Raw genomic sequence first — 25,849 nt, forward strand, 5'->3', positions numbered from 1 at the left:
CTGGGCCTTGCGCTCATGCCGCGGCGTTGTCCATGCGGATCTCGGCCCTTTGTCCTGCCGGCGAAAGCACAGCGCGGTCAGAGCAGTTGCTTGCGCTTGACCGTCAGGTAGCGGCTGACCAGTGCGCTGGCGAGTTCGGCGGGGGGCACGTCCAGGCTCAGGCCCTGCGGGTCGGGCAGGCGGCGCAGCGCGTCGCGTCGGGCTTGTTCGAAGGCGTGGGCGGTGGCCACTTCGGCGACGGCTTGTTGGCCGTTGAGTGACTGGCTGGCGAGTTCGGCCAGCATCGGTTCTCTCAGGTTGGCGACCACGGTGATGTGGCGGCTGCGCAGCAGGCGCAGCGCCGGGGCGAGTTCGCCGCCGTCTTCATCGCGGAAGTGAGTCAGCAGCACGACCAGGGCGCGGCGCGGCATGGCGCGCATCAGCGCGCGGGCGGCTTCCTGGTAGTCGGGGTGTTCGGTGCTGGGTTCGAGGTCGTGCAGTGCGGCCAGCAGGCCGTCCAGCGCGGCCTGGCCCTTGCGCGGCGCGAGGCGGCGGGCCTGGCCTGGAGCGTGGGCGAAAGTCATCAGGCCGACTTCGTCGCCGGCCTTCAGCGCCACGTGGGCGGTCAGCACCAGTGCGTTGAGCACATGGTCGAAATGCTGCGCCTGGTGGGCGCCGGTGCGGTCGTCGGCGCGCAGGCGGCGGCCGCAGTCCAGCAGGAAGACCACGCGCTGGTCGCGCTCGTCCTGGTACTGACGCACCACGGGCTTGCCGCGGCGCTGGGTGGCTTTCCAGTCGATGTGGCGCACCGGGTCGCCGGGCTGGTAGTCGGCCAGCTGGCGGAAGTCGCTGCCCAGCCCGCGCTTGGCGGCGCTGCGCACGCCGATTTCGGCCAGCCGCTGGTCGCTGGCCAGCCAGGCGTAGCGGGCCAGTGCTGCGAAATTCGGGAAGACCTTCAGCGGCGCCTCTTCGCCCAGCTCGAAGGCCAGCGTCCACCAGCCGCCGGACGAGCGCAGCCGCAGCTGGGTGCGGCCCAAGGTGGCCGCGCCGCGGTGGCGCGGCACGAGCTGGTAGTCCAGCGTCTGCACCTTGCCTGCAGCCAAGGGCAGCCGGGCCGGAAGGCCCTGGGCGTCGAAGCCAGGGTCGATGCCGTCGAACACTTCCGCCTGCCAGTTCACCGGTCCCTGGTGGCCCAGGTGCAGCTGCACGGTCTGCGCCACACCCAGCGCCAGCGCGCGCGGCACGCGGCGGCTGAGCTTGACCGGGTGCCGGCGCAGTGCGCGCTGCGCCTGCCAGCCGTCCAGCACCATCCAGCCCAGCAGCAGCAGGGCGACGCCGCCTGCGGCCAGCGCCAGGGCCTGGCCCTGCAACCCGGCCAGGCGTGCCAGCGCCGCCGCAGCGGCCAGCGCCAGCCAGGCCCACGGCGCGCGCTGACCCGGCAGCCAGCGCAGCCGCGGCTGCGTGCCACCAGCGGGCGAGGGCAAGGGCGAGGGCGGCAGGTTCACCGGCGCGGCGCCTCGACGCGGTTCAGCCATTCAGCCAGCAGGTCGTCCACCTGCAGGCCGTCCAGTTGCGCATCGGCCGAGAGCTGAACGCGGTGGCGCAGCGCGGCCACCGCGTGGCGCTTCACGTCGTCCGGCACCACATGGTCGCGGCCCGCCAGCAGCGCGGCGGCGCGGGCAATGCGCACCAGCGCAATCGCGCCGCGCGAGCCTGCGCCCATGCTCAGGCCCGGCAGGTCGCGCGTGCCGCGCACGATGCGCACGGCGTAGTCCAGCGCCGCGTCGTCCACTGCCACGGCAACCACCAGCGCCTGCAGCGCATGCACGCGCTCGCGGGTCAGGCAGGGGCGCAGGTTCTGCAGCGGCAGCGCGTCGCCGGCCTGGTCCTGGGTGGCGCGGCGCAGCACCGCAACCTCGTCGGTCGCGCTCGGGTAGCCGATGTCGATCTTCAGCAGGAAACGGTCACGCTGGGCTTCGGGCAGCAGGTAGGTGCCTTCGGAATCGACCGGGTTTTGCGTGGCCAGCACCATGAAGGGCTGCGGCAGCGCCAGGCTCTTGCCTTCGACGGTGACCTGGCCTTCCTGCATCACCTCCAGCAGCGCGCTCTGGGTCTTGGCCGGCGCGCGGTTGATTTCGTCGGCCAGCAGCAGGTTGGTGAACACCGGGCCGCGGCGCAGGCGCAGCTTGCCCTCGTCCAGCACGGCCTGGCCGGTGATGTCCGAGGGCATCAGGTCCGGCGTGAACTGCACGCGGGCGAAATCCAGCGACAAGGCCTTGCCCAGCGCGCGCGCCAGCAGCGTCTTGCCCAGGCCGGGCACGCCTTCCAGCAGCACGTGGCCGCAGGCCAGCAGCGCGATCAGCGTCTGCTCGATGGCCGCACCCTGGCCGACCAGGGCCTTGCTGACTTCGGTGTGCAGCAGCGTCAGGTCGGCGCGCGCCTGCTGCAGGGTTTCGGTGTCCAGGCTCATGGGCTTGCTTTCTGCGGGGAATCTTGAAGAGGGGCTGGCGCCGTGTGGCCCTTGGCCGCGAGGCTGATCAGTTGCCGGCGGGCGGTTTCGAGCAGCATCAGGTCTTGTGCCAGCCGGCGGGTATTGCGTTGCGCAGGCGCGATGGCCTTGCCCAGGGCCGAGGCCGACAGGCCGGTGGCCAGTGCCAGCGTGACGGGGTCGGGCAGCGCGCTGCTGGCCGAGGCGCTTGGCGCGAGCTTGCGTGCGGCTTCGGCCAGCGCGCGGCACTGCGCGGTGTGCAGCGCCTCGGCGCGGTGTTGCAGCAGGAAGCTGGCGCTGCCGCGCACCTGTTCGGCCAGCGAACGGCGCCGGTCCGGTGGTGGCCGGCGCAGCGGACCGAAGCGCGGCAGCGCGCGCCACAGCGAGAGCACCAGCGCCGCCAGTGCCAGCAGCAGCACCGGTGCGGCTTGCTGCCAGAGCCAGCTTGGCAGCGTCGGCAGGCTGGCCGAGCCCATCAGCCAGACCTGGCGGCCGGGCCGCAGCTTCAGCATTGCGGCCAGCAGCGGTGCGTGGTCATGCTTCATCAGGTCCGGGTTGTCCAGGTTGGGGTACCAGGCGGACAGCGTCAGCTCCCCGCGGCCCAGGGGCAGGCGCAGCGCGCGCCAGCCCAACTCGTCGCGAACGCCCCAGGCAGGCAGGTCGCGGCTCTTGAAAACGGTGCTGGGCGAGCGGCAGAGCTGGTAGATCGGCAGTTCCGCAAAAAACGGCTGCGCACCGGCGTCCTTGGCCGTCCAGTCGCATTTCGGTGGCGGCGGAACGCGCGGCAGTGCGGGGCCGGAAGCAGGCGTGGCAGGGGCGGTGTCTTCCTCGTCGTCTTCATCGTCCTCGTCTTCGTCCGACTTTTCCGGCGGCGCGGCGTGGCCGGACGCAGCGGCGCGCGCCTTGGCCTCGGCCTTGCGTTGTTCCCGCTGCAGCTGCCATTCGCTGGTCTCTTCAATGCCCAGCGGGTTGAGCTTCAGCATCGCTTCGTCGGTGTTGGGGAACAGCACCAGGTGGCCGCCCGCCTCGACCCAGCGCTTCAGGTCCTGCTCGCGCGACTGGCGCACGTCCCACAGCGGCGAGGTGAGGACCAGCGTGTCGGTCACCGGCGGCAAGGTGCCGAGTTCGCTCGGTGTCTGCAGCGTCACGCCCTGCTTGGCCAGCCAGTGGCGCAACTGGTAGTGGCGGTCGGTTTCGGCTTCGCCCTGAGGCGGCAGCGGCACGCGTTTTTCTTCCCACCTGGTGTAGCGCACCAGCAGCGCACCGGCGCCCAGCAGCACGGCAAGCAGCAGCAGCCATGGCAGGCTCCGGCGCAACATGGAACTCATGCCGTGGCCGCCCGCAGTGCACCGCCAGCGGCCTGGGCTGCGAGGCCGGCACCGAACAGCGCGTCGAAACGGGCGCAGAGGTCCAGCACGCGGGCCTCGTCGGGCCGCCGGTGCGCGTAGCCGATCTCCAGCCAGGCGTCGATCAGCTGCCGCAAGGCCTCGATGGCGGTGGGCGACAAGCGCTCCGAGGCCAGCGCCAGGCACTCGGCTTCGGTGCTGGCCGCGACGATGGCCACGCCGTGCCGGTGCACCAGACGGGACAGCACGCCGCGGTAGAGCAGTGCCAGCGCCGCACGCGCATCGCCCTGGTGCCACAGCGCGGCTGCAGCCTGGCCAAGCGGTTCGGGCAGGCTCTCGGGCCGGATGTCCAGGCTACCGACGTGGCTCGGCGCCACTGGCGCAGCAGCCAGCGTCGGCATGCTGCGTTGCCACAGCCGCCAGCCGAGCACGCAGGCCAGCGCCACCAACAGCAGCCCGCCCGCCCAGGCCAGCAGGCGGCCGGCGCCGGCCAGCCATTCGGCCAGGGTGATCAACCAGTCCGGTGCAGGCGATGGCTTGTCCTGCTTCTTGGGTTTCGATTCCCAGTCGAACTTCAGCGTGCGCCGGGTTTCCTCGGCATGCAGCAGCGGATCGCGGTTCATCGCCTCGGTGGCAGCGCGCACCGTGGCCAGCGTGACGGTGGGTGCGGAGGCCGCAGGAGAGGGTGGTGCCGGCTGCGCCTGAACGCCTCCGCAGGCCAGCAGGCCAGCGAGGCCCACGGCCTCAATGCGCAAACGCATGGCGCAGCTCCTGTTCCACGTCCCAGGACTCCAGCTCGACCCGGCGATTGAGGTACATCATGAAGCCGCCGGCGACAAACGGCGCCTCCAGCAGCAGCGAGACCAGCACCTGCAGCACCGCGATGACCGGCTCGGCGCTGTCCCGGCCCATCCGCAGCATCGGGTTGTCGCTGCCGCTGAACGGGTTCAGCGAGAACAGCAGCCACAGCAGGCCCAGCAGCAGCCAGTAGGTCAGCACGCCCCAGCTCAGCTGCGCCGTGATCGCCCGACCGTGCTGGCCGTTCAGCAGGCGCTTGCGGCGCTGGCGCGCGGCGTCGCCCTTCAGGCCTTCGAGCTGCGCGACCGGCTGCGTGAAAGCGCGCCAGGGCGAGAAGGCCGCCACCAGCAGGCCCGGCAGCAGCGAAGGGCGAAACAGCAGCGGGCCGTTCAACACGTCGGCCAGCCGGCTGGGCAGGCCGAAGACGGCGCGCGAGAAGACCTGCAGCAGCACCCGGTCCAGCCAGGGTTGCAGCAGCACCAGCAACAGGCCGGGCAGCCACGGCGAGACCAGGAGGCCCAGCAGGCACAGCCCGCCGACCACCGCGGCGATGGGTGCATACAACCGCAACAGCAGGCGCATGTGCTGCTGCGTCAGGCGCAGGCCCAGGTCCAGCGCCTCCATGGCCGGCCGCGGACGCAGCGCCAGTTGCAGTTGCTCAGTCTGCATGCGGGTCCTGCATCGGGCGGGCACCGAAGCGGCCGGCGAGGTAGGCCATCACCAGCGGCCAGCACAGTGCCGCTGCGGTGTACTTCACGCCCGGCTGCACCCAGGCCGCGCTGGACCAGAAGGCCTCGGTGGCTGCGGCCAGCAGCAGCAGCACGATGGTGGCGGCCACCAGCGGCAAGGTGTCTCGGCCGGCCTGGGCCAGCGCGGCGCCGCGCGGCAGCCGGCCAGGCATCAGCGCGGCCTGGCCGAGCCGCAATCCTGCTGCGCCCGAGATCACGATGGCTGTCAATTCGAAGGCCGAATGCGTGGCGACAAATGGCCAGAACTGCCCGCCGTGGCCGATGGCCGTGACATAGCCGGCCACGGCACCGATCTGCGCGCCATTGCTCAGCAGGTAGAACAGGCTGCCCAGGCCCAGCAGCAGCCCGCTGGCGAAGCACTTGAACGCAATGCCGATGTTGTGGCCGATGTAGAAGCCGAACATGGTCACGTCGTCCCCCGCGCTGCGCAGCCGGCCCACGTGCTGGGCATCGGGCGCGTACATCTGCTCGTACTGCTGGGTCTGGCCGGCGTCCATCACCGTCAGCACCAGCTCGGGCATCCAGCGCGTGGCGGCCAGCATGGCCAGCAGCGGCAGCGCAAAGGCCAGCGTGGCCAGCAGCAGGTGGCGGCGGTGGTGGCGCACTGCTGCGGGCACCGCGTCGCGCAGCATCGTGCGCAAGGCGCCCCAGCCGCCGCCGCTGGGCCGGTAGATCAGCTGGTGCGCGCGTTGCGTCAGCGACTCCAGCATCTGGATGCGGCCAATCGGGTAGCTGCGGCTGCGCGCCAGCGCCAGGTGCTCGCAGCTGCGGCGGTACAGCATGGCCAGCCGCGCCGCGTCGAAGCTTTCGGTCTCGGTGGCGAACTCGCCGCGCTTGACCTTGCGGCGGCCGCGCTGGGCTGCCTGAAGCTGCTGCTCCAGCGCTCGCCAGTCGGCCTGGTGGGCCTGCTCGAAGTCGAAAGGTGTCATCGCATGCCGGCCCGCATGTCGCCCGTCGGCGGTGTGGACGGGCTGGCAGGTGCTGCTTCGCGTTGGCCCAACAACCAGCGCGACAGCGCCAGCAGGCGTTCGCCAGCCGACATGGCCTGGGTCGGGTGCGGATCCAGCGGCAGCCAGGGTGCCAGTCGCTGGGCAAGTTCGTCCAGGCGTTGCGGTGTCAGCCGGCGCTGGCGCTCGGCCAGGTGCAGCACGGCGGTCTGTTGCGCCACCGTCAGCGGTCGGGCCGGCGGCAGTGCCGGTCCCGCCACAGTGGCCTGGGTGTTCAGCGCGGCCGGTGCATAGACCACCAGCGTGCCGGCCACCAGGTCACCCAGGCGGCGGAAGTCGCGCCGCAGCAGCATCGAGATGCAGCCCGCGAAGTAGGCCATCGGCAGGAAATCGACCGCCCGCAACAGGTTGCGCAGCACCGAGGCGCCCGCGGTGACCGGCAGGCCGCTGTCCATCAGCACCTGCAGGCCGACGATGCGCTTGCCCGGCGTGGCGGCACCCGGCATCAGCTCGAACAGCACCGGGTAGAACCACTCGACCAGGAAGGCCGTGGCCAGCCACAGCCCGGTGCCGAAGCCTTTCAGCGCGGCCAGCAGGGCCGCCAGCGTGCCCATCACCACCATGCGGATCAGCAGGTCGATGACATAGGCCTGCCCGCGCGCCGGCAAGCCCGCCGGCCGCAGCGCCAGCGTGATGCCCTCGGGCGTTTCGACCTGATGCAGCGTGTCCAGCAGCACGGGGGCAGCAGGCACGGGGGTCTCAGTCCTGGACGACAAAGGTGTCGACGATCAGACCCGCCGCTTGCTGTGGCGCAAAAGGATTGTTCCCGTCGATGCTGCTCATGCGATCCCTCCCTCAAAGCTTGCCGCTACCGCTCTTCGTCGGAGGCGTGCGGGGCATGATAGTGCAGCAAGCGGCGGGCACGAATCCTTCGCTTGGGGGCCTCACATCAGCAGGTGCTCGCCTGCGTTCTCGCCGCCCAGGATCACGTAGTTGACCTTCCTCAGGTCGGTCAGCTGCACGCCGCCGGCGTAGCTGATGGAGCTTTGCAGGTCCTCGCGCATCTCGCGCAGCGTGTCGGCCAGGTGGCCCTTGACGGGTTCGAGGATGCGCTTGCCTTCGACGTGCTTGTACTCGCCCTTGTTGAAGTCGCTGGCCGAGCCGTAGTACTCCTTGTAGCGTCTGCCGTCGACCTCGACCGTGGCGCCCGGCGACTCTTCATGGCCGGCGAACAGCGAGCCGACCATCACCATGGCGGCGCCGAAGCGCACGCTCTTGGCAATGTCGCCGTGGTGGCGGATGCCGCCGTCGGCAATGATGGGCTTGGTGGCCACGCGGGCACACCACTTCAGCGCCGAGAGCTGCCAGCCGCCGGTGCCAAAGCCGGTCTTCAGCCGCGTGATGCAGACCTTGCCGGGGCCGATGCCGACCTTGGTCGCGTCCGCACCCCAGTTTTCCAGGTCGATCACGCCTTCGGGCGTGCCGACGTTGCCGGCGATGATGAAGGCCTGCGGCAGCTTGTGCTTGATGTGGTCGATCATCTGGCGCACGCTTTCGGCGTGCCCATGGGCAATGTCGATGGTGATGTAGTCCGCGCCCACGCCGTCGGCGGCCAGCCGGTCGATGACCTCGCGGTCGGCCGGCTTCACGCCCGAACTGATGGAGACGAACAGGCCGCGCTCGCGCATGTGGCGGGCATAGGCCACGTTGTCCAGGTCGAAGCGGTGCATCACGTAGAAGTAGCCGTTGGCGGCCAGCCATTCGGTGATGGGCTCGTCCACCACCGTCTTCATGTTCGCCGGCACCACCGGCAGCTTGAAGCGGCGGCCGCCGAAATCCACGCCGGTGTCGCACTGGGCGCGGCTGTCCACGCGGCACTTGCGGGGCAAGAGCAGCACGTTGTCGTAGTCGAAGATGTCCATTGTTCTCGGAGCTCCAGGGGTGTCGGCGCGTTGAAGGCAGTGTGCCGACATGGGCTGCGAGCGCTTGACCTGAGCCCGGCGGGTGCCGCGCGAAGCCGCCCTGCAAGGGGCGGTGGCGGTTCACCAGCACCGGGCGCCAGAGTTTGGGCCCGGTGGCTGAGTCTACGCGTTTGCATACAAAACCGCACTGCACGCAGTGTGGCGCCTGCCACAAGCAGGGCTTTCCCGTCGCGCACACTTTCCAGCCAGGTCGCCAGGCATCCCTAAAATGAACGAAATGCACGTTCAGGACCCTTCCGATTTCCCGCCCGGCCTGCCGCCGGCCATGGCGTTGCCGGACGACAATCCGCTGCTGCGCGGCCTGAACCCCGAGCAATACGCCGCCGTCACGCTGCCGCCGCAGGCTTCGCTGATCCTGGCCGGCGCCGGCTCGGGCAAGACCCGGGTGCTGACCACGCGCATTGCCTGGCTGCTGCAGACCGGCCAGATCTCGCCCGGCGGCGTGATGGCCGTGACCTTCACCAACAAGGCCTCCAAGGAAATGCTGACGCGCCTGGGCGCGATGCTGCCGGTCAACGTGCGCGGCATGTGGATCGGCACCTTCCACGGGCTGTGCAACCGTTTCCTGCGCGCCCACTGGAAGCAGGCCAATCTGCCGCAGAGTTTCCAGATCCTGGACAACGGCGACACGCTGAGCGCCGTGAAGCGCGTCATCAAGGGCATGAACCTGGACGAAGAGCGCTTTGTGCCCAAGCAGGTCCACTGGTTCATTGCCGGCAGCAAGGAAGACGGGCTGCGGCCGAACGACGTGGTGGTGCACGACGGCCAGAGCCAGAAGATGGTCGAGATCTACCAGGCCTACCAGGACCAGTGCGAGCGCGAAGGCGTGGTCGACTTTGCCGAACTGATGCTGCGCACCTACGAGCTGATGCGCGACGACCCGCTGCTGCGCGAGCACTACCAGCGCCGCTTCCGCCACATCCTGGTCGACGAATTCCAGGACACCAACAAGCTGCAATACGCCTGGCTGAAGATGTTCGCCGGCCCGCAGACCGCCGTGATGGCGGTGGGCGACGACGACCAGAGCATCTACGCCTTCCGCGGCGCGCAGGTCGGCAACATGGCCGACTTCGAGCGCGAGTTCCGCGTGCAGCACGTCATCAAGCTGGAGCGCAACTACCGCAGCTTCGGCAACATCCTGGACGCCGCCAACCACCTGATCGGCCACAACAGCCGGCGCCTGGGCAAGAACCTGCGCACCGAGGCCGGGCCCGGCGAGCCGGTGCGGGTGCAGGAATCGGCCAGCGACTTCAACGAGGCGCAGTGGATCCTGGAGGAACTGCAGCAACTGCACCGCGCGGGCATGCACCGGCGCGAAATGGCCATCCTGTACCGCAGCAATGCGCAGTCGCGGGTCATCGAATCGGCGCTGTTCAATGCCAGCATTCCGTACCGCGTCTACGGTGGCCTGCGCTTCTTCGAGCGCGCAGAAGTGAAGCACGCGCTGGCCTACCTGCGCTTGATCGAGAACTGCAACGACGACACCAGTTACCTGCGCGTCGTCAACTTCCCCACGCGCGGCATTGGCGCACGCACGCTGGAGCAGTTGCAGGACGCCGCGCGCCAGAGCGGCCGCAGCCTGTGGCAGAGCGTGGGTGCGGTCGGTGGCAAGGGCGGCGCGAACCTGGTGGCGTTCAATGCGCTGGTCGATTCGATGCGCAATGAGACGCACGGCCTGACGCTGCGCGAGATCATCGAGCACATGCTGCAGCGCTCGGGGCTGATCGACTTCTACCGCACCGAGAAGGAAGGCGCGGACCGCATCGAGAACCTGGAAGAACTGGTCACCGCGGCCGAGGCCTTTGTCACGCAGGAAGGCTTTGGCAAGGACGCGATTGCGTTGCCGGTCGACGAACACGGCCCGGGCCAGATCGCCGACGGCAGCGCCGCCGGCCTGCCCAACGCCGTGGCCGCGGTGGACATGACGCCCGACGCCGAGACCGGCGAGATCATGAGCCCGCTGGCCGCATTCCTGACGCACGCGGCACTGGAAGCCGGCGACAACCAGGCCCAGGCCGGCCAGGACGCGGTGCAGCTGATGACGGTGCACTCGGCCAAGGGACTGGAGTTCGACGCGGTGTTCATCACCGGGCTGGAAGAAGGCCTGTTCCCGCATGAAAACGCGATGTCCGACGCCGACGGGCTGGAAGAGGAGCGGCGGCTGATGTATGTGGCCATCACCCGCGCCCGCCAGCGGCTGTACCTGAGCTTCAGCCAGACCCGCATGCTGCACGGCCAGACCAAGTACCACGTCAAGAGCCGCTTCTTCGACGAGCTGCCCGAAACCGCGCTGAAGTGGCTCACGCCGCGCAACCAGGGTTTCGGCTCCGGCTTTGCACGCGACTACCAGGCCGCCTGGCAGCGCGGCAGCGGGCTCAATTCCGTTGTCGGCGCAGGCCGTTCATCAGGCTGGAACCCGCCTGCCGCGCCGGCCATGCCGCCGGTGCCGGCCAGCATGCAGGCCAGCGCTGCGAAAGCCGCCGGCCATGGCTTGCGGGTCGGCCAGGGTGTGTTCCACACCAAGTTCGGCGAGGGCGTGATCGTCACGCTGGAAGGCAAGGGCGAAGACGCCCGTGCCCAGGTCAACTTCGGCCGCCACGGCCCGAAGTGGCTGGCGCTGTCGGTCGCCAAGCTGACGCCGGTAGATTGAGCTTCCGGAATGCCCGCCAGAACCTGATCCGATGATGTCTCGCCTCGTCCGTGCTGTTTGCGGTTGCGTCGTCATGCTGATGCTGGCGATCGGGTTCGGATCGGCCGCGGGCGCCGGCGCCCCGCCCGATGACCGGCCGCTCTATCCTGACGAGCCGCTGGAGCGGCTGCAGTACCAGGGCAGGGCGCGGCCGGACCAGGCCGCCGCCGAGCTGGAGCGCCTGTTGGCCAAGCCCGACCTGCCACCGGCCTATCTGCTGGAAGGGCTGCTGGCGCTGGGCGTGCTGTACGTGGACATGGAGCAGGTCGACGCGACCAATGCCGTCATTGCCCGGGTCGAACAGATCGGCCGCGATGGCAACGACCGCCTGCAGCGCGACGCCGCGGTGACCGCCGACCGCCTGCGTGCCGGCCTGCTGCGCAACTCCGGCCCGCTGGCCCGCGCCGATGCCTTGCTCGACGAGGCCGAGCGTGGCCTGGATGGCAACTCCTCGGTGCTGCTGCGCATCGCCTGCCTGTCCACGCATGCCGGCATCAAGGAGGAACTGGGCCGTTTCGATGAAGCGGTGCGGCTCTACCAGGACGCGATCCACCTGAGCGAACGCTCGGCGCGGTGGCGCGCCAGTTCGCTGCTGAATGCGCTGGCCTATACCTTGTTCCGCGCCGGCCAGCAGGAGCGTGCCTGGCAGATCAACGAAGATGCCAAGCAGCGTGCGATTGCCGGCAATGACTGGATGTCGCTGAACGAAGTGCTGTCGGTCGAAGGCATGCTGCTGGCGGACCAGGGCAGGAATGCCGAATCGCTGCAGACCCTGAAGCAGGCCAACGCCTACGCCCGCACCGCCGGTGCGCGACGCGACGAGGCGCTGGGCCTGGGCAACATCTCGGACTACTACCTGCGCCAGGGCGACTACAAGACCGCCTACGCCACCGCCCAGCAGGCCTTGCCGCTGGCGCGGGCCATGCGCTTCTCGCAGGCCGAGCAGCTGGCCCAGCTCAACAGCGGGCTGGCGCTGATCGCGATGCGGCGCAAGGACGAGGGCCTGCCGCTGGTGGAAGAAGCGCTGTCGCAGTACCAGCGCAGCGACGAGATCGTCTCGCTGGCCGAAACCCTGGACGACCTGGGCACCTACCTGGAGGCTGCGGGCTACCACGGCGAGGCGCTGGCCGCCTTCCGCCAGCACCGCGAGCGGGCCCAGGAGGCTTTCCAGCGCAACCAGCAGCGCGCGCTGGTCGAGCTGCAGGAAAGCTTCGACGCCGAGCGCCGCCGCCATGAACGCGAACTGCTGACCGACGACAACCAGCTGATGCAGGAAGCCCTGCGCCAAAGCGAGTTGCGCTTCCGGGAATGGGCGCTGGTCACGGCGGTCTGCGGCATGGCGGTGGTGCTGCTGCTGCTGGTCTACCTGCGCACCCGGGCCACGCAGCGCGCGCTGTCCAGCAACAACGAGCGGCTGAAGGTGCAGACCGAGCAGGACCCGCTGACAGGCCTGGCCAACCGCCGCCACCTGCAGCGCCTGGCCGCGCAGGGCGACCGGGCCAACGACGCGCGCGGCACGCTCTACCTGCTGGACCTGGACCACTTCAAGCGCATCAATGACCACTTCGGCCACGCCGCGGGCGATGCAGTGCTGATCGAGGTCGCGCGCCGGCTGAAGGCGGTGGTGCGCGAGGAAGACCTGGTGGTGCGCTGGGGTGGCGAGGAATTCATGATCCTGGTGCCCGCTGGCCAGGCCGAGCAGACCGAGCTGCTGGCCCAGCGCCTGCTGGCCGCGCTGGCTTCGCTGCCGGTGCTGGCCGGCACGTCCCACATCGCCATCACCGGCTCGATCGGCTTTGCCAGCTTCCCGCTGCAGCCGCACCAGCTGGAGGTGCCCTGGTCGGTGGCCATCGACCTGGTGGACTCGGCCATGTACATCGCCAAGACGCAGGGCCGCAACCGCGCGGTCGGCGTGCGCCGCCTGCCGGCCGATTCGCTGGAGAAGGTCGAAGCCTGGATGAAGGACCTGGAAGCCGCCTGGCGCGATGGCGTGATCTCGCTGGTCGAGTTCCACGGGCCCGAAGGCGTGGGGCAGACGCAATGAAGCCGCCATCCTTGCAGCACCTGCTGCTTGCGCTGGCTTTCGCGCTGAGCTGCGGCCTGGCGCAAGCCGTGCCCGAGGCACTGATGGCCGACGACATCAGCCCGTTGCGCAGCATGGGCGAGCAGATGGAAGCCTGGGTCCAGCGCGGCGAGGACGTGCCCGAGCAGGTGCTGGCGGAGATCGCCAGCCAGGGGCCGGCCCCGGCGGGCGTGCCCGAGGCCGTGTGGCAGCGTGCGCTGCAGCGCACGCGCGGCCTGGTGGCGGCACGCTCAGGTCTTGAGGCCGAGGTGCGCGCGGCGGTTGCCGCGCTGCAGCTGCTGAACAGCGATGGCCGCAATGCGCAGATCCAGGCTGACCAGGCGCTGGTCCAGGCCTTGTTGCAGGACTTGCTGGGCCATGCAGAGATGGGCGCTCAACAGGCGCGTTCGGCCGACGTGTACTACACCCAGGCCTGTGGCGTGCGCCTGCCGCCGGCCGACTGCGAACACCGCGCCTGGTGGCGGGCGCTGCGCCTGATGTGGCTGCGGGCCGAAGCCCAGGGCGCACTGGTCGAGGCACAGGGCCTGACCCAGCGCGCCCAGGCGCTGGCTGCCAGGGCCGACGATGCCTTGCTGCAGGCCTGGACCCTGTCTGGCCAGGCGGTGATCAGCCAGGCCCTGGGCGATGCGGACGCCGCCCGCCGGATCATGGTCCAGGCCGACAGGATTGCGCGGCGCAGCGACAGCGCGCTGGCGTTGGTGCGGGTGCGTTACAACGAGGCCAGGCTGGCGCTGATGCAGGGCGACGACCGTGGCGGCCTGCGCACCATGCAGGAGGCACTGGCGCTGGCCAAGCCGCTGAACTCGCCGCGGCTGGATTCGCAGGTGCTGGCCAGCCTCAGCGACCTGCTGCGCCGCGCCGGCCGGGCGCGCGAGGCGCTGGCCGCGGTCGAGCGCGCCTACCCGGTGATGAAGCGCCACAACGAGTTGCGCGGCCAGCCCACGCTGCTGCACAACGGCGGCCTGGCCAGGCTGCAGCTGGGCCAGGTGGCGCAAGGCCGCTCCGACCTGGAGGACGCGCTGGCGATGTGGTCGGACACGGGGGCCAAGGCGGCGATGGAAAGCGCGCTGCGCGAAGACTCCGACGCGCTGGCCGCGCTGGGCGACACCCACGCGGCGCTGGAGCTCTACCACCGCGAGCAGGCGCTGCGGGCCGACATCAACAAGGGTAACCGCGAAGCCGCGCTGGCCCAGCAGCGCGAGCGCTACCGCAGCGAGGCCGAGAAGCGCGAGCTGGACCTGCTGGGCCGCGAAAACGCGCTGCGTGCCTCCCGGCTGCAAACCCAGGCGCTGCTGGAACGGGTCTGGCTGCTGGCCGCGGCACTGCTGCTGCTGGTGGCCGGCGTGGCGGTGCTGCTGCTCAAGCGGGCGCGCGACGCCAACCAGCAACTGCGCCGCAGCGAGGCCTTGCTGAAGGTGCAGAGCGAGCGCGATCCGCTGACCGGTCTGGCCAACCGGCGCCATTTCCGCGAGGTGCTGGCCACGCTGGAAAGCGATGGCGGCTTCCGTGGCGCCTTGCTGCTGCTGGACATCGATCACTTCAAGCGGGTCAACGACGATTTCGGCCACCAGGCCGGCGACACGGTGCTGATCGAGATTGCGCACCGGCTGGGCAGCTCGGTGCGGTTGAACGACCTGGTCTGCCGCTGGGGCGGCGAGGAATTCCTGGTCTATGCGCCCGGCCTGCGCGACGAGGGCCTGACCGCGCTGGCGCGGCGCATGCTGCACGCCGTGGGCGACCAGCCGGTGCGGCTGGAAGACGGCCGCGACCTGACCGTCACGACCTCGCTGGGCTACGCCTGCTTCCCGCTGCCGCAGCACGAGGTCAACCTGGACTGGGACCGGGCCGTGAACCTGGTCGACATGGCGCTCTACACCGCCAAGTCCATGGGCCGCGACCGCGCGGTCGGCCTGCAGGCCACGCTGGCCGAAGACGGCGACGCGCTGGTGGCGATGGAGCGCGACTTCGAGATGGCCCGGCTGTCAGGCGAGGTGCAGCTGCGTGTGGACCCGCGCATCACGGCGCCTGTGGCTGCTGCGGGTTCAGGGACCTGAGAGCTCGTCCTTGTCGCCGGAAGCGGTGTCAGAACCGAAGCTGTCGCGGAAGGTGAAGAACAGGGACACGTAAAACGCGGTGGTCAGCAGCAGCGACAGCGGCATCAGCAGCAGGCTGGCGAAGGCGCCGAGCAGCACCGTCAGCGGGCCGCCGAGCAGGGTCACGGCCAGGGTCAGTGCCAGGTAGCTGGCCAGGTAGACCAGGAAGGCGCCCTTGTTGCGCCACATCGCCAGCGTGCTGGAGAACAGCGACTGCGCGAGGCCTTGTTCGCCCCAGACCACCAGCCCGGGCGCATGCCAGAACGGCACGCTCAGCAGACTGATGATCAGCACCCGCGCCAGGACACCAGCGCTGACGCCGGGCGCCTGCGCCAGCTTCTCCAGCGTGTCCGCGTCGGCGCCGCTGGTCATGGCGACGACCAGCGCCTGCAGCCCGCCATGGTCGATCAGCCCGCACAGCGCCAGGCTGCCCAGCATGGCCAGTGCATAGGCCAGGCACAGCGTGATCAAGGTACGCCGCCGCGGTGCAGGCAGTTGCTGCCACGGTGCGATGAACACCATGGGCGAGGGCGGCTGGCCGCGCAGGCTGCCCACGGTGGCCATCATGAAAGCCAGGCTCACCAGCGGGATGGCGGCCACCACCATCACGATGCCGATCAGCGGCAAGGCCATGACCAGCGCGGCCACGAACATGAAGCACAGGAACAGCGTGAGGTAGCGCACCGGGAAGCGCAGGCACTCGACCAGGCCTTGCCGCATCCACACCGCGCCTTGCCGGGCCGGCACGGTCTTGAGGGTCAGTCGCATGGGTTCAGGCCGCCTTCATGCCGCCGGGTGCCACGGGCGCGCCATGGCGTCGCGCAGCACGCGTTCGAAGTGCAGCGGCGGTTTGGGCTTGAGCAGGCTGGCTTCGCGTGGCAGGTGCCAGTCGGCCAGGCGCGAGAGCCAGAAGCGCTGGGCTGCGGCGCGGCGCAGGCCGGGCAGCAGGCGCAGCTCGTTGCCGCTGGGCTGGCGCTCGGCGCTGTAGGCATGCAGCAGCGCTTCGGCGCGTGGCAGGTCCAGCTGGCCGCTGTCCAGGTCCACGCACCAGTCGTTCAGCACCACGGCCAGGTCGTAGACGAAGGTGTCGGTGCCGGCGAAGTAGAAGTCGAACACGCCGCTGAGCCGTTCGCGGCCGGGCAGGCCGGCGAACAGCGCGTTGTCGCGGAACAGGTCGGCATGCACCGCGCCGCAGGGCAGTTCCTGGTAGGCGGCGGAGGCGTGCAGGTGGGCCTGGAAGGCCATTTCCTCGTCCAGCAGGTGGCCAGCGTCGGCGTCCAGGTAAGGCCGCACGACGGGCGCGGTGGCCTCGCGCCAGGCCAGGCCGCGCAGGTTGGGCTGGGCCAGCGGGAAGTCGGCCACCGCCAGGTGCATGCGCGCCAGCGTGGCGCCGAGTTGCTCGCAGTGGTGCAGGTCCGGCGCGTCCAGGCTTTCGCCCTCCAGCCGGTTAACCAGTGCGGCAGGCTTGCCGGCCAGCGTGTGCACCAGTTCGCCCTGGGCATTGGCGCGCGGCTCGGGCACCGGTTGGCCGGCGCGCGCCAGGTGGCGCATCAGCTGCAGGTAGAACGGCAGCTGGTCATGGGCCAGGCGCTCGAACACCGTCAGCACCCACTCGCCTTCGGCCGTGGTGGCGAAGTAGTTGGTGTTCTCGATGCCGCTGGAAATCGGCTGCAGCGCCAGCACCGGGCCCAGGCCCAACTGGGCGAGCAAGGCATTGGCCTGTTCGACAGAAACTTCGGTGTAGACCGCCATGTGGCTGGGTGCCCCGGAAGGATTGGAAGATGGGGAGTGAGACGGCGGGCGACGGCCGTTCTGCGGGGGACTGGGCGGAGGCCGGGGCCGGCCGTTCAGAAATCGAAGGGCAGGCTCAGCCAGACGCGCTGGCCGGCCTTGGGGTCCTGTGACGGCGGGCGGCTGTTGTCGCGCGGCACGATGTCGTAGGCCGGGAAGCTGCCGTGCTTGGGTTGCACGGTGATGCGCTGGGTCTGGCCGCGCACCCGCAGTTCCTCGATGCGAACCTCGTCGTCCTCCGTTACGCCGTGCAGGATCTGCGGTTCAGGCACCTTGCTGGTGGGCGCGGCGGCCTCTACGGGCGGCAGCGGCTTGAGCGCGGCGGCGCCGGTCAGTGGTGCGGGGGCGGCGGCCGGAGCGGCAGCCTGGGCCAGACAGCTTCCGGCGGCAAGCAGGCCGAGACACAGGGCGCAGAGCTGCAGGCGCGGGCGGAATGAGGCGTTCATGTTCCTGATTTTACGGTCGCCAAGTGGCTGTCCGGCCATCCGGCTGGCGAATCGCCGCTGCGAGCACAATTGCAAGCCTTCACAGGCGCGCTGCGGCGCGTCTTGCGCCGCCTGAAAGCTTTCTGAATGAACGACAAGATCCTGTTGCTGGTCGACGGTTCCAGCTACCTGTACCGCGCCTACCATGCGCTGCCCGACCTGCGCGGCCCGGAAGGCGTGCCGACCGGGGCGCTGCACGGCATGGTGGCGATGATGAAGCGGCTGCGCGAGCAGGTCGGTGCCGAGCACGCCTGCTGCGTGTTCGACGCTTCCGGCCCGACCTTCCGCGACGAGTGGTACCCCGAATACAAGGCCCAGCGCGCGCCCATGCCCGACGACCTGCGCACCCAGATCGCACCCATCCACGAGGTGGTGCGGCTGCTGGGCTGGCCGGTGCTGGAGGTGCCGGGCGTGGAGGCGGACGACGTGATCGGCACGCTCTCCTGCGCCGGGCACGCCACCGGGCACAAGGTCGTGATCTCCACCGGCGACAAGGACATGGCGCAGCTGGTGCGGCCGGGCGTGACGCTGATCAACACGATGAGCAACGAGTCGCTGGACGAAGCCGGCGTGCTGGCCAAGTTCGGCGTGCCGCCGGACCGCATCGTCGACTACCTGACGCTGATGGGCGACGCGGTGGACAACGTGCCCGGCGTCGAGAAGGTCGGCCCCAAGACGGCTGCCAAGTGGATCGCCGAGCACGGTTCGCTGGACGGCGTGATCGCCGCGGCGGCCAGCATCAAGGGCGTGGCCGGCGAGAACCTGCGCAAGGCGCTGGACTGGCTGCCCACCGGCCGCAAGCTGGTGACCATCCGCACCGATTGCGACCTGGCCAAGCACCTGGTCGACTACCCGAAGCTGGACGCGCTGGCGCTGCGCCCGATCGACGACGCCGGCCTGCTGGCCTTCTACCAGCGCTACGGCTTCCGCAGCTGGACCAAGGAGCTGGAAGGCAAGCTGGGCGTGGCGACCGATGACAGCGCGGGCAGCGCGCCTGCCGCTGCGCCGGCGGCCGCGGTGCCGCGCCCGGAGCGCCCGGTGCTGGCCCGCGAGTATGAAACCGTCAGCACGCTGGAGCGGCTGGAGGCATGGATCGCGCAATTGCGCGCCGCGCCGCTGGCCGCCGTCGACACCGAGACCGATTCGCTGGACCCGGTGCGCGCCCGCATCATCGGCATCTCGTTTGCCATCGAGCCCGGCCGCGCGGCCTACGTGCCGACCGGCCACGACTACCCCGGTGCGCCGGACCAGCTGCCGCTGGACACCGTGCTGGAACAGCTCAGGCCCTGGCTGGAAGACCCGGCGGCGGCCAAGGTGGGCCAGAACCTGAAGTACGACCTGCACGTGTTCAACAACCATGGCGTGGCGCTGCGCGGCATCGCGCATGACACGCTGCTGCAGAGCTACGTGCTGGAAGCCCACAAGCCGCACAGCCTGGAAAGCCTGGCCGACCGCCACCTGGACCGCAAGGGCCTGAGCTACGAGGACCTGTGCGGCAAGGGCGCGAACCAGATCCCGTTCTCGCAGGTGGACGTGGAACGCGCGACGACCTACAGCGGCGAAGACAGCGAGATGTGCCTGCAGGTGCACCAGGACCTGTGGCCGCAGCTGCAGGCCGAGCCAGGGCTGCTGAACGTCTACCAGCAGATCGAGATGCCGGTCAGCCTGATCCTGCAGCGCGTGGAGCGCCACGGCGTGCTGATCGACCCGCAGCGCCTGGCGGACCAGAGCCGCCAGCTGGCCGAACGCATGATCGCGCTGGAGCGCGAGGCCTACGAGATCGCCGGCCAGCCCTTCAACCTGGGTTCGCCCAAGCAGATCGGCGAGATCCTGTTCACCAAGCTGGGCCTGCCGGTCAAGAAGAAGACAGCCAGCGGCGCGCCATCCACCGACGAAGAAGTGCTGCAGGAGCTCGCGGCCGACTACCCGTTGCCGGCCAAGCTGCTGGAGCACCGCAGCCTGTCCAAGCTCAAGGGCACCTACACCGACAAGCTGCCGCTGATGGTCAACCCGCAGACCGGCCGCGTGCACACCAACTACGCGCAGGCGGTGGCGGTCACCGGGCGCTTGTCGAGCAACGACCCGAATCTGCAGAACATTCCGATCCGTACCGCGGAAGGCCGTCGCGTGCGCGAGGCCTTCATCGCGCCGCCGGGCCACCGCATCGTCAGCGCCGACTATTCGCAGATCGAGCTGCGCATCATGGCCCACATCAGCGGCGACCCTGGCCTGACGCGCGCCTTCAGCGAAGGCATGGACGTGCACCGCGCCACCGCTTCGGAAGTCTTCGGCACCGAGCCGGGCGCGGTCACCAGCGAGCAGCGCCGCTATGCCAAGACCATCAACTTCGGGCTGATCTACGGCATGGGCGCGTTTGGCCTGGCGCAGAGCCTGGGCATCGACCAGAAGGCGGCGAAGAACTACATCGACCGCTACTTCGAGCGCTTTGCCGGCGTGAAGCGCTACATGGAGGAAACCAAGGAATCGGCCCGCCAGCTCGGCTATGTCGAAACCCTGTTCGGCCGCCGCATCTACCTGCCCGAGATCAATGGTGGCAACGGCCCTCGCAAGAGCGGCGCCGAGCGCCAGGCCATCAATGCGCCGATGCAGGGCACCGCGGCCGACCTGATCAAGCTGGCGATGATCGCGGTGCAGGGCGAGCTGGACCAGGAACAGCGCGCCACGCGCATGGTGATGCAGGTGCACGACGAACTGGTCTTCGAGGTGCCTGAAGCCGAGCTGGACTGGGCCAAGGAGGCCGTGCCGCGTTTGATGGCTGGCGTCGCTGCGTTCAAGGTGCCATTGATTGCAGAGGTCGGCGTCGGCGCGAACTGGGACGAGGCCCATTAGGAATGGCGCACCCGGCCTCGCGAGTACGCAAGGCCACCCGCCGGGCGGGTTGCGCAGCCGCCTTGAGGCGGCTCGGCGCCAGCTGCGTGGGGTGCGGTGTGGTCAAGTTTGGAGGACTGAAACGATGATGGACGCAGAAGAATTCAACGCCCGCGGCATGCGCACCTTGCCCGGCCACATGGGCATTCGCATCCTGGAGGTGGGCGAGCAGGTGAAGGCCGAGATGCCGGTGCGCCAGGAGGTGATGGCGCCGAATGGTTACCTGCACGCCGGCAGCATCGTCACGCTGGCAGACACCTGCTGCGGCTACGGCTGTGCGGCCAATTTGCCCAAGGGCGCGAAGGGCTTCACGACCATCGAGCTGAAGTCCAACCACCTGGGCACCGCGCTGGAAGGCATGATTGCCTGCACCGCGACCATGCTGCACGGCGGCCGCACCACCCAGGTCTGGGACGCGGTGGTCACGCACCGAGACACCGGCAAGACGATTGCGATGTTCCGCTGCACGCAGATGGTGCTGTACCCAGCGCCTGCAGCTTGAAGCCCACGTCACGGCGGCTTCATCTCGCGGTCATGCTTGCGTCACTGCGCCGGCCCAGCATGGGAAGCCATGCAGACCGCCTTCCTGCCCTCCGCGCCGGCCACGCCGGCAGCACCCCGGCCGCCTGACCTTGCTTCGCTGGCGCGCGCCACGCTGCTGTCAGACGAGCATGACGGTGCCGACGCGCCCTCGCCACGGCACCGCTTCCGCACCGTGTGGATCTCGGACGTGCACCTGGGCACCCCGGGCTGCCAGGCGCAGGCGCTGCTGGACTTCCTGCGTGTGACCGAGTGCGAGACGCTGTTCCTGGTTGGCGACATCGTCGACGGCTGGCAACTGCGCCGCAGCTGGTACTGGCCGCAGGCGCACAACGACGTGGTGCAGAAGCTGCTGCGCATGGCGCGCAAGGGCACGCGGGTCATCTACGTGCCGGGCAACCACGACGAGTTCGCCCGCAAGTACCTGGGCCACAGCTTTGGCGGCATCGAGGTGGTGGAAGACTGGGTGCACGTGACCGTTGACGGCCGCAAGTTGTGGGTCACTCACGGCGACCTGTTCGATGGCGTGATCCAGTGTGCCAAGTGGCTGGCCTACCTGGGCGACTCTGCCTACGAGTTCACGCTGAAGCTGAACCGCTACCTCAATCACTGGCGCGCCAAGCTGGGCCTGCCGTACTGGAGCCTGTCCAAGTACCTGAAGCTGAAGGTCAAGCGCGCGGTCAGCTACGTGGCGGACTTCGAGGGCGCGCTGGCCCGCGAGGCGCGCAAGCGCGGGGTGCAAGGCGTCGTCTGCGGCCACATCCACCATGCCGAGTTGCGCGACATCGACGGTATCCTCTACGCCAACGATGGCGACTGGGTCGAGAGCCTCAGCGCGCTGGTCGAGCACTTGGACGGCCAGCTGGCACTGGTCGACGGCGTGCAGCGTCCCGACTTCGCAGCGCCGGTTCCGGCGAGCCAGCCGGCGCTGGTGGCGGGCGCCTGATGGCGCCAGCTTCGCATTTGTGACAGCGTCACGGCGTCGTCACATAAAGTTCATAAACTGCCCGCATGAGTGCTGAGTCTGCCTTACGTGATGCTGCCCAACCGACCGAGACAGCGCCTGTCGTGCCTGCGCAAATGAGCACGCCGGCGGCACCGCTGGCCTCGCCGGCCGACGCAGCCCCCGGGCTGCCGCCGCTGCTGAACCGCGAGCAGGCCATCCTGGCCTTCAACCGCCGGGTGCTGGCCCAGGCCCAGCGCCCGGATGTGCCGCCGCTGGAGCGGCTGCGCTACGTGACCATCGTATCGTCCAACCTGGACGAATTCTTCGAGGTGCGTTTTGCCGACACGCTGGAGGCTGCCCGGGCCGCCGGCGGCGATGCCAGCCGTGACGACCTGGCCACGCTGGCCGCGCGAGCCCATGCATTGATCGACGAGCAGTACGCGCTGTTCAACACCAAGGTCATGCCGGCGCTGCGCCAGCACGGCATCGAGATCATCAACCACGCCGAACGCACGCCCGAGCAGCGCGAGTGGGTCTCGCGCTTCTACCAGCGCGAGCTGCGGCCGCTCTTGATGCCGGTGGGCCTGGACCCGACGCATCCGTTCCCGCAGGTGGCCAACAAGTCGCTGAACTTCATCGCCCGGCTGGGCGGGCGCGATGCTTTCGGCCGCGAGAGCACGATTGCCATCGTCAAGGTGCCGCGCGTGCTGCAGCGCGTGATCCGCCTGCCGGCGGAGGTTTGCGCGCCGGGCCAGCAAGGCTTTGTGATGCTTTCCAGCGTGATCCGGGCGCACCTGGAAGACCTTTTTCCCGGCCGCACCGTCGAGGCCTTCTCGCAGTTCCGCGTGACCCGCGATTCGGACCTGGAAGTCGACGAAGACGACACCGTCAACCTGCGCCAGGCCGTGCGCACCGGGCTGACCACGCGGCACTACGGCCAGGCCATCCGGCTGGAAGTGGTGAGCAGCTGCCCCGAGGAGCTGTGGCGCCTGTTGCTGGAGCAGTTCAAGCTGCCCGAGGCGGCGCTTTACCGCGTGGACGGCCCGGTCAACCTGGTACGGCTGAACCAGCTGATCGACCAGGCCGACGACGTGCCCGGCGTGCAGCTGCGTTTCCCGCCACACGAGCCGCGCTGGCCCTCGCGCCGGCTGCGCCGCGGCGAATCCATCCTCAGCGTGGTGCGAGAACACGACGTGTTGCTGCACCACCCGTTCGAAAGCTTCGACCCGGTGGTCGAGTTCCTGCGCGAAGCCGTGCTGGACCCGGACGTGCTGGTGATCCGCCAGACCATCTACCGCACCGGCGCGCAGTCGGTGCTGATGGACCTGCTGATCGAGGCGGCGCGGCGCGGCAAGGAAGTCACCGTGGTGGTGGAGCTGAAGGCGCGCTTCGACGAGGAGGCCAATGTCAACTGGGCCGACCGGCTGGAAGCGGTGGGCGTGCAGGTGGTCTACGGCATCGTCGGCCTGAAGACGCATGCCAAGCTGCTGCTGGTCACCCGCCGCGAGGCCAGCAAGCGCGGCGGCGTGAAGATGCGCCGCTATGTGCACCTGTCCACCGGCAACTACAACCCCAAGACGGCCAGGCTCTACACCGACCTGGGCTACCTGACGGCCGACCCGCGCATCACCGCCGATGCCGAGGCCGTGTTCCAGCAGATTGGCAGCCTGACCCGTCTGGGCCCGCCGCGCCAGCTGCTGACCGCGCCCTTCGTGCTGCACGACCGCCTGATGCGGCACATCGAGCAGGTCGGTGCAGCGTCGGCCGCCGGCTACGGTGGGCGCATCGTCGTCAAGTGCAATGCCTTGACCGACCCGGCGCTGATCCAGGCGCTGATGCGTGCCGGCCAGGCCGGTGCGCAGATCGACCTGATCGTGCGCGGCGCCTGCATGCTGCCGCCAGGCCTGCCGGGGCAGACCGACAACATCCGGGTGCGCTCGGTGGTCGGCCGCTTCCTGGAGCATTCGCGGGTGCTGTACTTCCGCTGGGGCGATGGCGACGAGGAAGAGGCGCTGTACCTGTCGAGTGCGGACTGGATGAGCCGCAACATGTTCCGCCGCATCGAGCTGGCCTGGCCGGTGCGGGACCCCAGGCTGCGCCAGCGCGTGATCGACGAATGCCTGGTGCCTTACCTGCACGACACCCGCGACGCCTGGCTGCAGCAACCCGATGGCAGCTACCAGCGCGTGTCCAGCGAAGGCATCAGCGTGCAGCAGGCCTTGATGCAGCTCTACTCCTCTCGCAGCACCGCCTGACACCCATGGACCTGATCCTCTGGCGCCACGCCGAAGCCGATGAAACCGCGGCCGAGCTGCCCGACCTGGAGCGGGCGTTGACCACCAAGGGCGAGCGCCATGCGCGGCGGGTGGGCGAGTGGCTGAACCGCTTCCTGCCGGAGCGCACGCGGGTGCTGGTCAGCCCGGCCAAGCGCACCCAGCAGACCGCGCATGCGCTGGGCCGGCGCTTCAAGACGGTCGAGACGCTGGGCCCGGACGGCACGGTCGAAGGCTTGCTGGCCGCCGCGCGCTGGCCGGATGCCAAGGAGCCTGTGCTGGTCGTCGGCCACCAGCCCACGCTGGGCCTGGCCGCGGCCTACCTGATGATCGGCCCGCGCATGGCGGCGGCGACCTTCAGGGCCGAGGACGGCAGCGAAGACCCGGCGATGCTGCCCTGGGCCGTGAAGAAGGGCGGCGTGTGGTGGCTGCGCTACCGGCCGCGCGAGGAGCGCGGCGAGGTGGTGCTGGTTGCTGTCCGCACCCCCGAGCAAATCTGATCAGGCTCAGCCAGGCAGCAACTCGAAGCTGGCCTCGGCGACGACCGCGCCGTTGACCTGCAGCTCGACCTTGTGCAGCCCCGGGTAGTAGCGCCGCGTGGTGATGGGCTTGAGGGCGTGGCTGCGCTGCAGCAGCAGCGTCTCGCCGGCCCCAAGTTCGCGCTGCCAGCCCTTGAAGACCTTGGCGCTGGTCCGGCCGTCGGCTTTCACGTGATGCACCAGGTAGTCGACCAGCAAGGTCTGGCGCTCGGCCGCGGTGCTGCGCAGCGTGGCACGCAGCTGCACCGCGCCGCCCAGCGTGATGCGGGCAGGTGAGATCGCCAGCGTCGCGTCGCCCACCAGCGCCTGCCCTTGGCCCCAGGCGGCCAGCACCCGCACGTCGGCTGACTTGATCAGGCTGCGGCTGGCATGGCGCAGCAGCGCGCGGCGTTCGGCCGGCGCGCCGGGCAGGTGGCTGCCCAGCCAGTCGGCAATCAGGGCCGGATGATCCTTGGCAATGTCGTTCAGGTGATTGGCCACGCTGCGGCGCACGTAGGCGCTGGGGTCGTCCTGCAGCCGGCCCAGCAGCGGCAGGCTGGGCGAAGGGTCGCGCACCAGTGCCTGCAGTCGCAGGCCCCAGGGCAGGCGGGGGCGGCTGCCTTCGCTGCAGAGGCGGCGCACATGCTCGTTCGGGTCGTCCACCCAGCGTTGCAGCGTGGCGAAGACCGCCGCTTGGTGGTCACGCAGCAGCGGGCGGATCGCGAACTCGGCCGTGAAGCGCTGCGTGAGCGCGTGCAGCGCCTGCAGGCCGCGGTCCAGGTTCGCAGGATCGGCCGCCACGCGGCGTGTCACCCAGTCGCCCAGTGGCCAGACGATCCAGCCGGCCAGGCCTGCGCTGCTGGCGTCGCCGCTGCTGGAGGCGTCCGGGGACACGGCGGGCGCCAGCGCGCGCTCGACCATCTGGCAGGCGGCGTCGAAGTCGGCCGGCAAGGTGGCGTCCAGCGCGGCGGCGATCTGCATCGCCCTGGCCTTCAGTTCCAGCGCTTCCAGGCCGTCGCTGGCGAGTTGCGTGAAGCGGGCGCTGTCGAAGCGGCACTCGTGAAGCTTCAGGTGGTGGGCGGCGGCGGCAATGCTGCCGGTGTGCAGGCGGTGCTTGAGCAGTGGCGCGGCGGCCTTGGCCTCGGCGGCGGCCAGGAGGGAGGTGGAGGTGTCGACCATCGGGCGAGCATAGTTCAGCCTCCCGGCGCGCGAAGCGCGTGGGCCGGTGCCGCTCTGGCATCATGCCGGCCAAA

20 protein-coding genes are annotated in these 25,849 nt (G+C 69.7%); 8 read left to right on the forward strand and 12 right to left on the reverse strand.

Annotated features, from left to right (window positions below; translation table 11 throughout):
• Positions 1-77: 77 nt before the first annotated feature.
• From LRH25_RS22065 to LRH25_RS22100, 8 genes are all read right to left on the reverse strand, one after another.
• Positions 78-1,514 carry a DUF58 domain-containing protein gene (locus LRH25_RS22065; RefSeq protein WP_231012220.1) on the reverse strand — a complete coding sequence of 479 codons (1,437 nt, stop codon included), beginning with the start codon at positions 1,512-1,514 and terminating at the stop codon, positions 78-80.
• On the reverse strand, positions 1,481-2,449 hold the full coding sequence (locus tag LRH25_RS22070; protein WP_231012221.1) for an AAA family ATPase: 969 nt from the start codon (positions 2,447-2,449) through the stop codon (positions 1,481-1,483). The genes LRH25_RS22065 and LRH25_RS22070 overlap by 34 nt, the downstream gene beginning before the upstream one ends.
• Entirely contained in the window at positions 2,446-3,795 is a 1,350-nt protein-coding gene (locus LRH25_RS22075; RefSeq protein ID WP_231012222.1) for a DUF4350 domain-containing protein, read from the reverse strand. The genes LRH25_RS22070 and LRH25_RS22075 overlap by 4 nt, the downstream gene beginning before the upstream one ends.
• On the reverse strand, positions 3,792-4,574 hold the full coding sequence (locus LRH25_RS22080) for a DUF4129 domain-containing protein (RefSeq protein WP_231012223.1): 783 nt from the start codon (positions 4,572-4,574) through the stop codon (positions 3,792-3,794). The genes LRH25_RS22075 and LRH25_RS22080 overlap by 4 nt, the downstream gene beginning before the upstream one ends.
• The gene (locus tag LRH25_RS22085; RefSeq protein ID WP_141291968.1) at positions 4,558-5,280 is read right to left on the reverse strand and encodes a hypothetical protein; all 723 of its coding nucleotides are present in this window, start codon (positions 5,278-5,280) and stop codon (positions 4,558-4,560) included. The genes LRH25_RS22080 and LRH25_RS22085 overlap by 17 nt, the downstream gene beginning before the upstream one ends.
• Positions 5,270-6,289, reverse strand: a complete 1,020-nt coding sequence (locus LRH25_RS22090; RefSeq protein WP_231012224.1) for a stage II sporulation protein M — start codon at positions 6,287-6,289, stop codon at positions 5,270-5,272. Before LRH25_RS22090 ends, LRH25_RS22085 begins: the two co-directional genes overlap by 11 nt.
• Entirely contained in the window at positions 6,286-7,059 is a 774-nt protein-coding gene (locus LRH25_RS22095) for an RDD family protein (RefSeq protein WP_231012226.1), read from the reverse strand. The genes LRH25_RS22090 and LRH25_RS22095 overlap by 4 nt, the downstream gene beginning before the upstream one ends.
• A gap of 192 nt (positions 7,060-7,251) precedes the next feature.
• A complete protein-coding gene (locus tag LRH25_RS22100) occupies positions 7,252-8,229 on the reverse strand; it encodes a GMP reductase (RefSeq protein WP_141289582.1) in 978 nt (325 codons plus the stop codon).
• Positions 8,230-8,554: 325 nt separating this feature from the next.
• Here LRH25_RS22100 and LRH25_RS22105 point away from each other — a divergent pair, with 325 nt between their 5' ends.
• The 3 genes from LRH25_RS22105 to LRH25_RS22115 are packed head-to-tail and all read left to right on the forward strand — an operon-like array spanning position 8,555 to position 15,115.
• Positions 8,555-10,939, forward strand: coding sequence for a UvrD-helicase domain-containing protein (locus LRH25_RS22105; protein ID WP_231012312.1), 2,385 nt, complete (start codon positions 8,555-8,557; stop codon positions 10,937-10,939).
• A gap of 34 nt (positions 10,940-10,973) precedes the next feature.
• The gene (locus LRH25_RS22110) at positions 10,974-13,022 is read left to right on the forward strand and encodes a GGDEF domain-containing protein (protein ID WP_231012229.1); all 2,049 of its coding nucleotides are present in this window, start codon (positions 10,974-10,976) and stop codon (positions 13,020-13,022) included.
• A complete protein-coding gene (locus LRH25_RS22115) occupies positions 13,019-15,115 on the forward strand; it encodes a GGDEF domain-containing protein (RefSeq protein WP_231012231.1) in 2,097 nt (698 codons plus the stop codon). The genes LRH25_RS22110 and LRH25_RS22115 overlap by 4 nt, the downstream gene beginning before the upstream one ends.
• On the opposite strand, the gene LRH25_RS22120 is transcribed toward LRH25_RS22115, so the two are convergent.
• The 3 genes from LRH25_RS22120 to LRH25_RS22130 form a co-directional block, all read right to left on the reverse strand.
• Complete coding sequence (locus LRH25_RS22120; RefSeq protein WP_141289945.1) at positions 15,104-15,922, reverse strand: BPSS1780 family membrane protein; 819 nt, start codon at positions 15,920-15,922, stop codon at positions 15,104-15,106. The genes LRH25_RS22115 and LRH25_RS22120 overlap by 12 nt on opposite strands.
• Before the next feature lie 15 nt (positions 15,923-15,937).
• Positions 15,938-16,906, reverse strand: a complete 969-nt coding sequence (locus LRH25_RS22125) for a homoserine kinase (RefSeq protein ID WP_141289944.1) — start codon at positions 16,904-16,906, stop codon at positions 15,938-15,940.
• Positions 16,907-17,001: 95 nt separating this feature from the next.
• Positions 17,002-17,391, reverse strand: a complete 390-nt coding sequence (locus LRH25_RS22130) for a DUF2782 domain-containing protein (protein ID WP_231012233.1) — start codon at positions 17,389-17,391, stop codon at positions 17,002-17,004.
• A 126-nt stretch (positions 17,392-17,517) separates the two neighbouring features.
• On the opposite strand from LRH25_RS22130, the gene polA reads away from it, so the two are divergent.
• The 5 genes from polA to LRH25_RS22155 all read left to right on the forward strand — a co-directional run bounded on the left by polA (position 17,518) and on the right by LRH25_RS22155 (position 24,578).
• Positions 17,518-20,280, forward strand: coding sequence for a DNA polymerase I (gene polA / locus LRH25_RS22135; RefSeq protein WP_231012235.1), 2,763 nt, complete (start codon positions 17,518-17,520; stop codon positions 20,278-20,280).
• Positions 20,281-20,404: 124 nt separating this feature from the next.
• Complete coding sequence (locus LRH25_RS22140; RefSeq protein WP_375140594.1) at positions 20,405-20,821, forward strand: PaaI family thioesterase; 417 nt, start codon at positions 20,405-20,407, stop codon at positions 20,819-20,821.
• A 69-nt stretch (positions 20,822-20,890) separates the two neighbouring features.
• Positions 20,891-21,805 (forward strand): UDP-2,3-diacylglucosamine diphosphatase, encoded by a 915-nt coding sequence (locus tag LRH25_RS22145; RefSeq protein ID WP_141288877.1) that lies wholly within the window; start codon positions 20,891-20,893, stop codon positions 21,803-21,805.
• Between the two features lie 65 nt (positions 21,806-21,870).
• Positions 21,871-24,060 (forward strand): polyphosphate kinase 1, encoded by a 2,190-nt coding sequence (gene ppk1, locus LRH25_RS22150; protein ID WP_375140593.1) that lies wholly within the window; start codon positions 21,871-21,873, stop codon positions 24,058-24,060.
• Positions 24,061-24,065: 5 nt separating this feature from the next.
• Complete coding sequence (locus tag LRH25_RS22155; protein ID WP_141288876.1) at positions 24,066-24,578, forward strand: SixA phosphatase family protein; 513 nt, start codon at positions 24,066-24,068, stop codon at positions 24,576-24,578.
• 6 nt (positions 24,579-24,584) lie between these two features.
• Here LRH25_RS22155 and LRH25_RS22160 read toward each other — a convergent pair whose 3' ends face one another.
• Positions 24,585-25,775: a DNA alkylation repair protein gene (locus tag LRH25_RS22160; protein ID WP_231012237.1), complete on the reverse strand. Its 1,191-nt coding sequence runs from the start codon at positions 25,773-25,775 to the stop codon at positions 24,585-24,587.
• Positions 25,776-25,849: the final 74 nt, after the last annotated feature.

The sequence above is a fragment of the Ideonella azotifigens genome, assembly GCF_021043325.1.
Taxonomy (GTDB): domain Bacteria; phylum Pseudomonadota; class Gammaproteobacteria; order Burkholderiales; family Burkholderiaceae_C; genus Ideonella; species Ideonella azotifigens.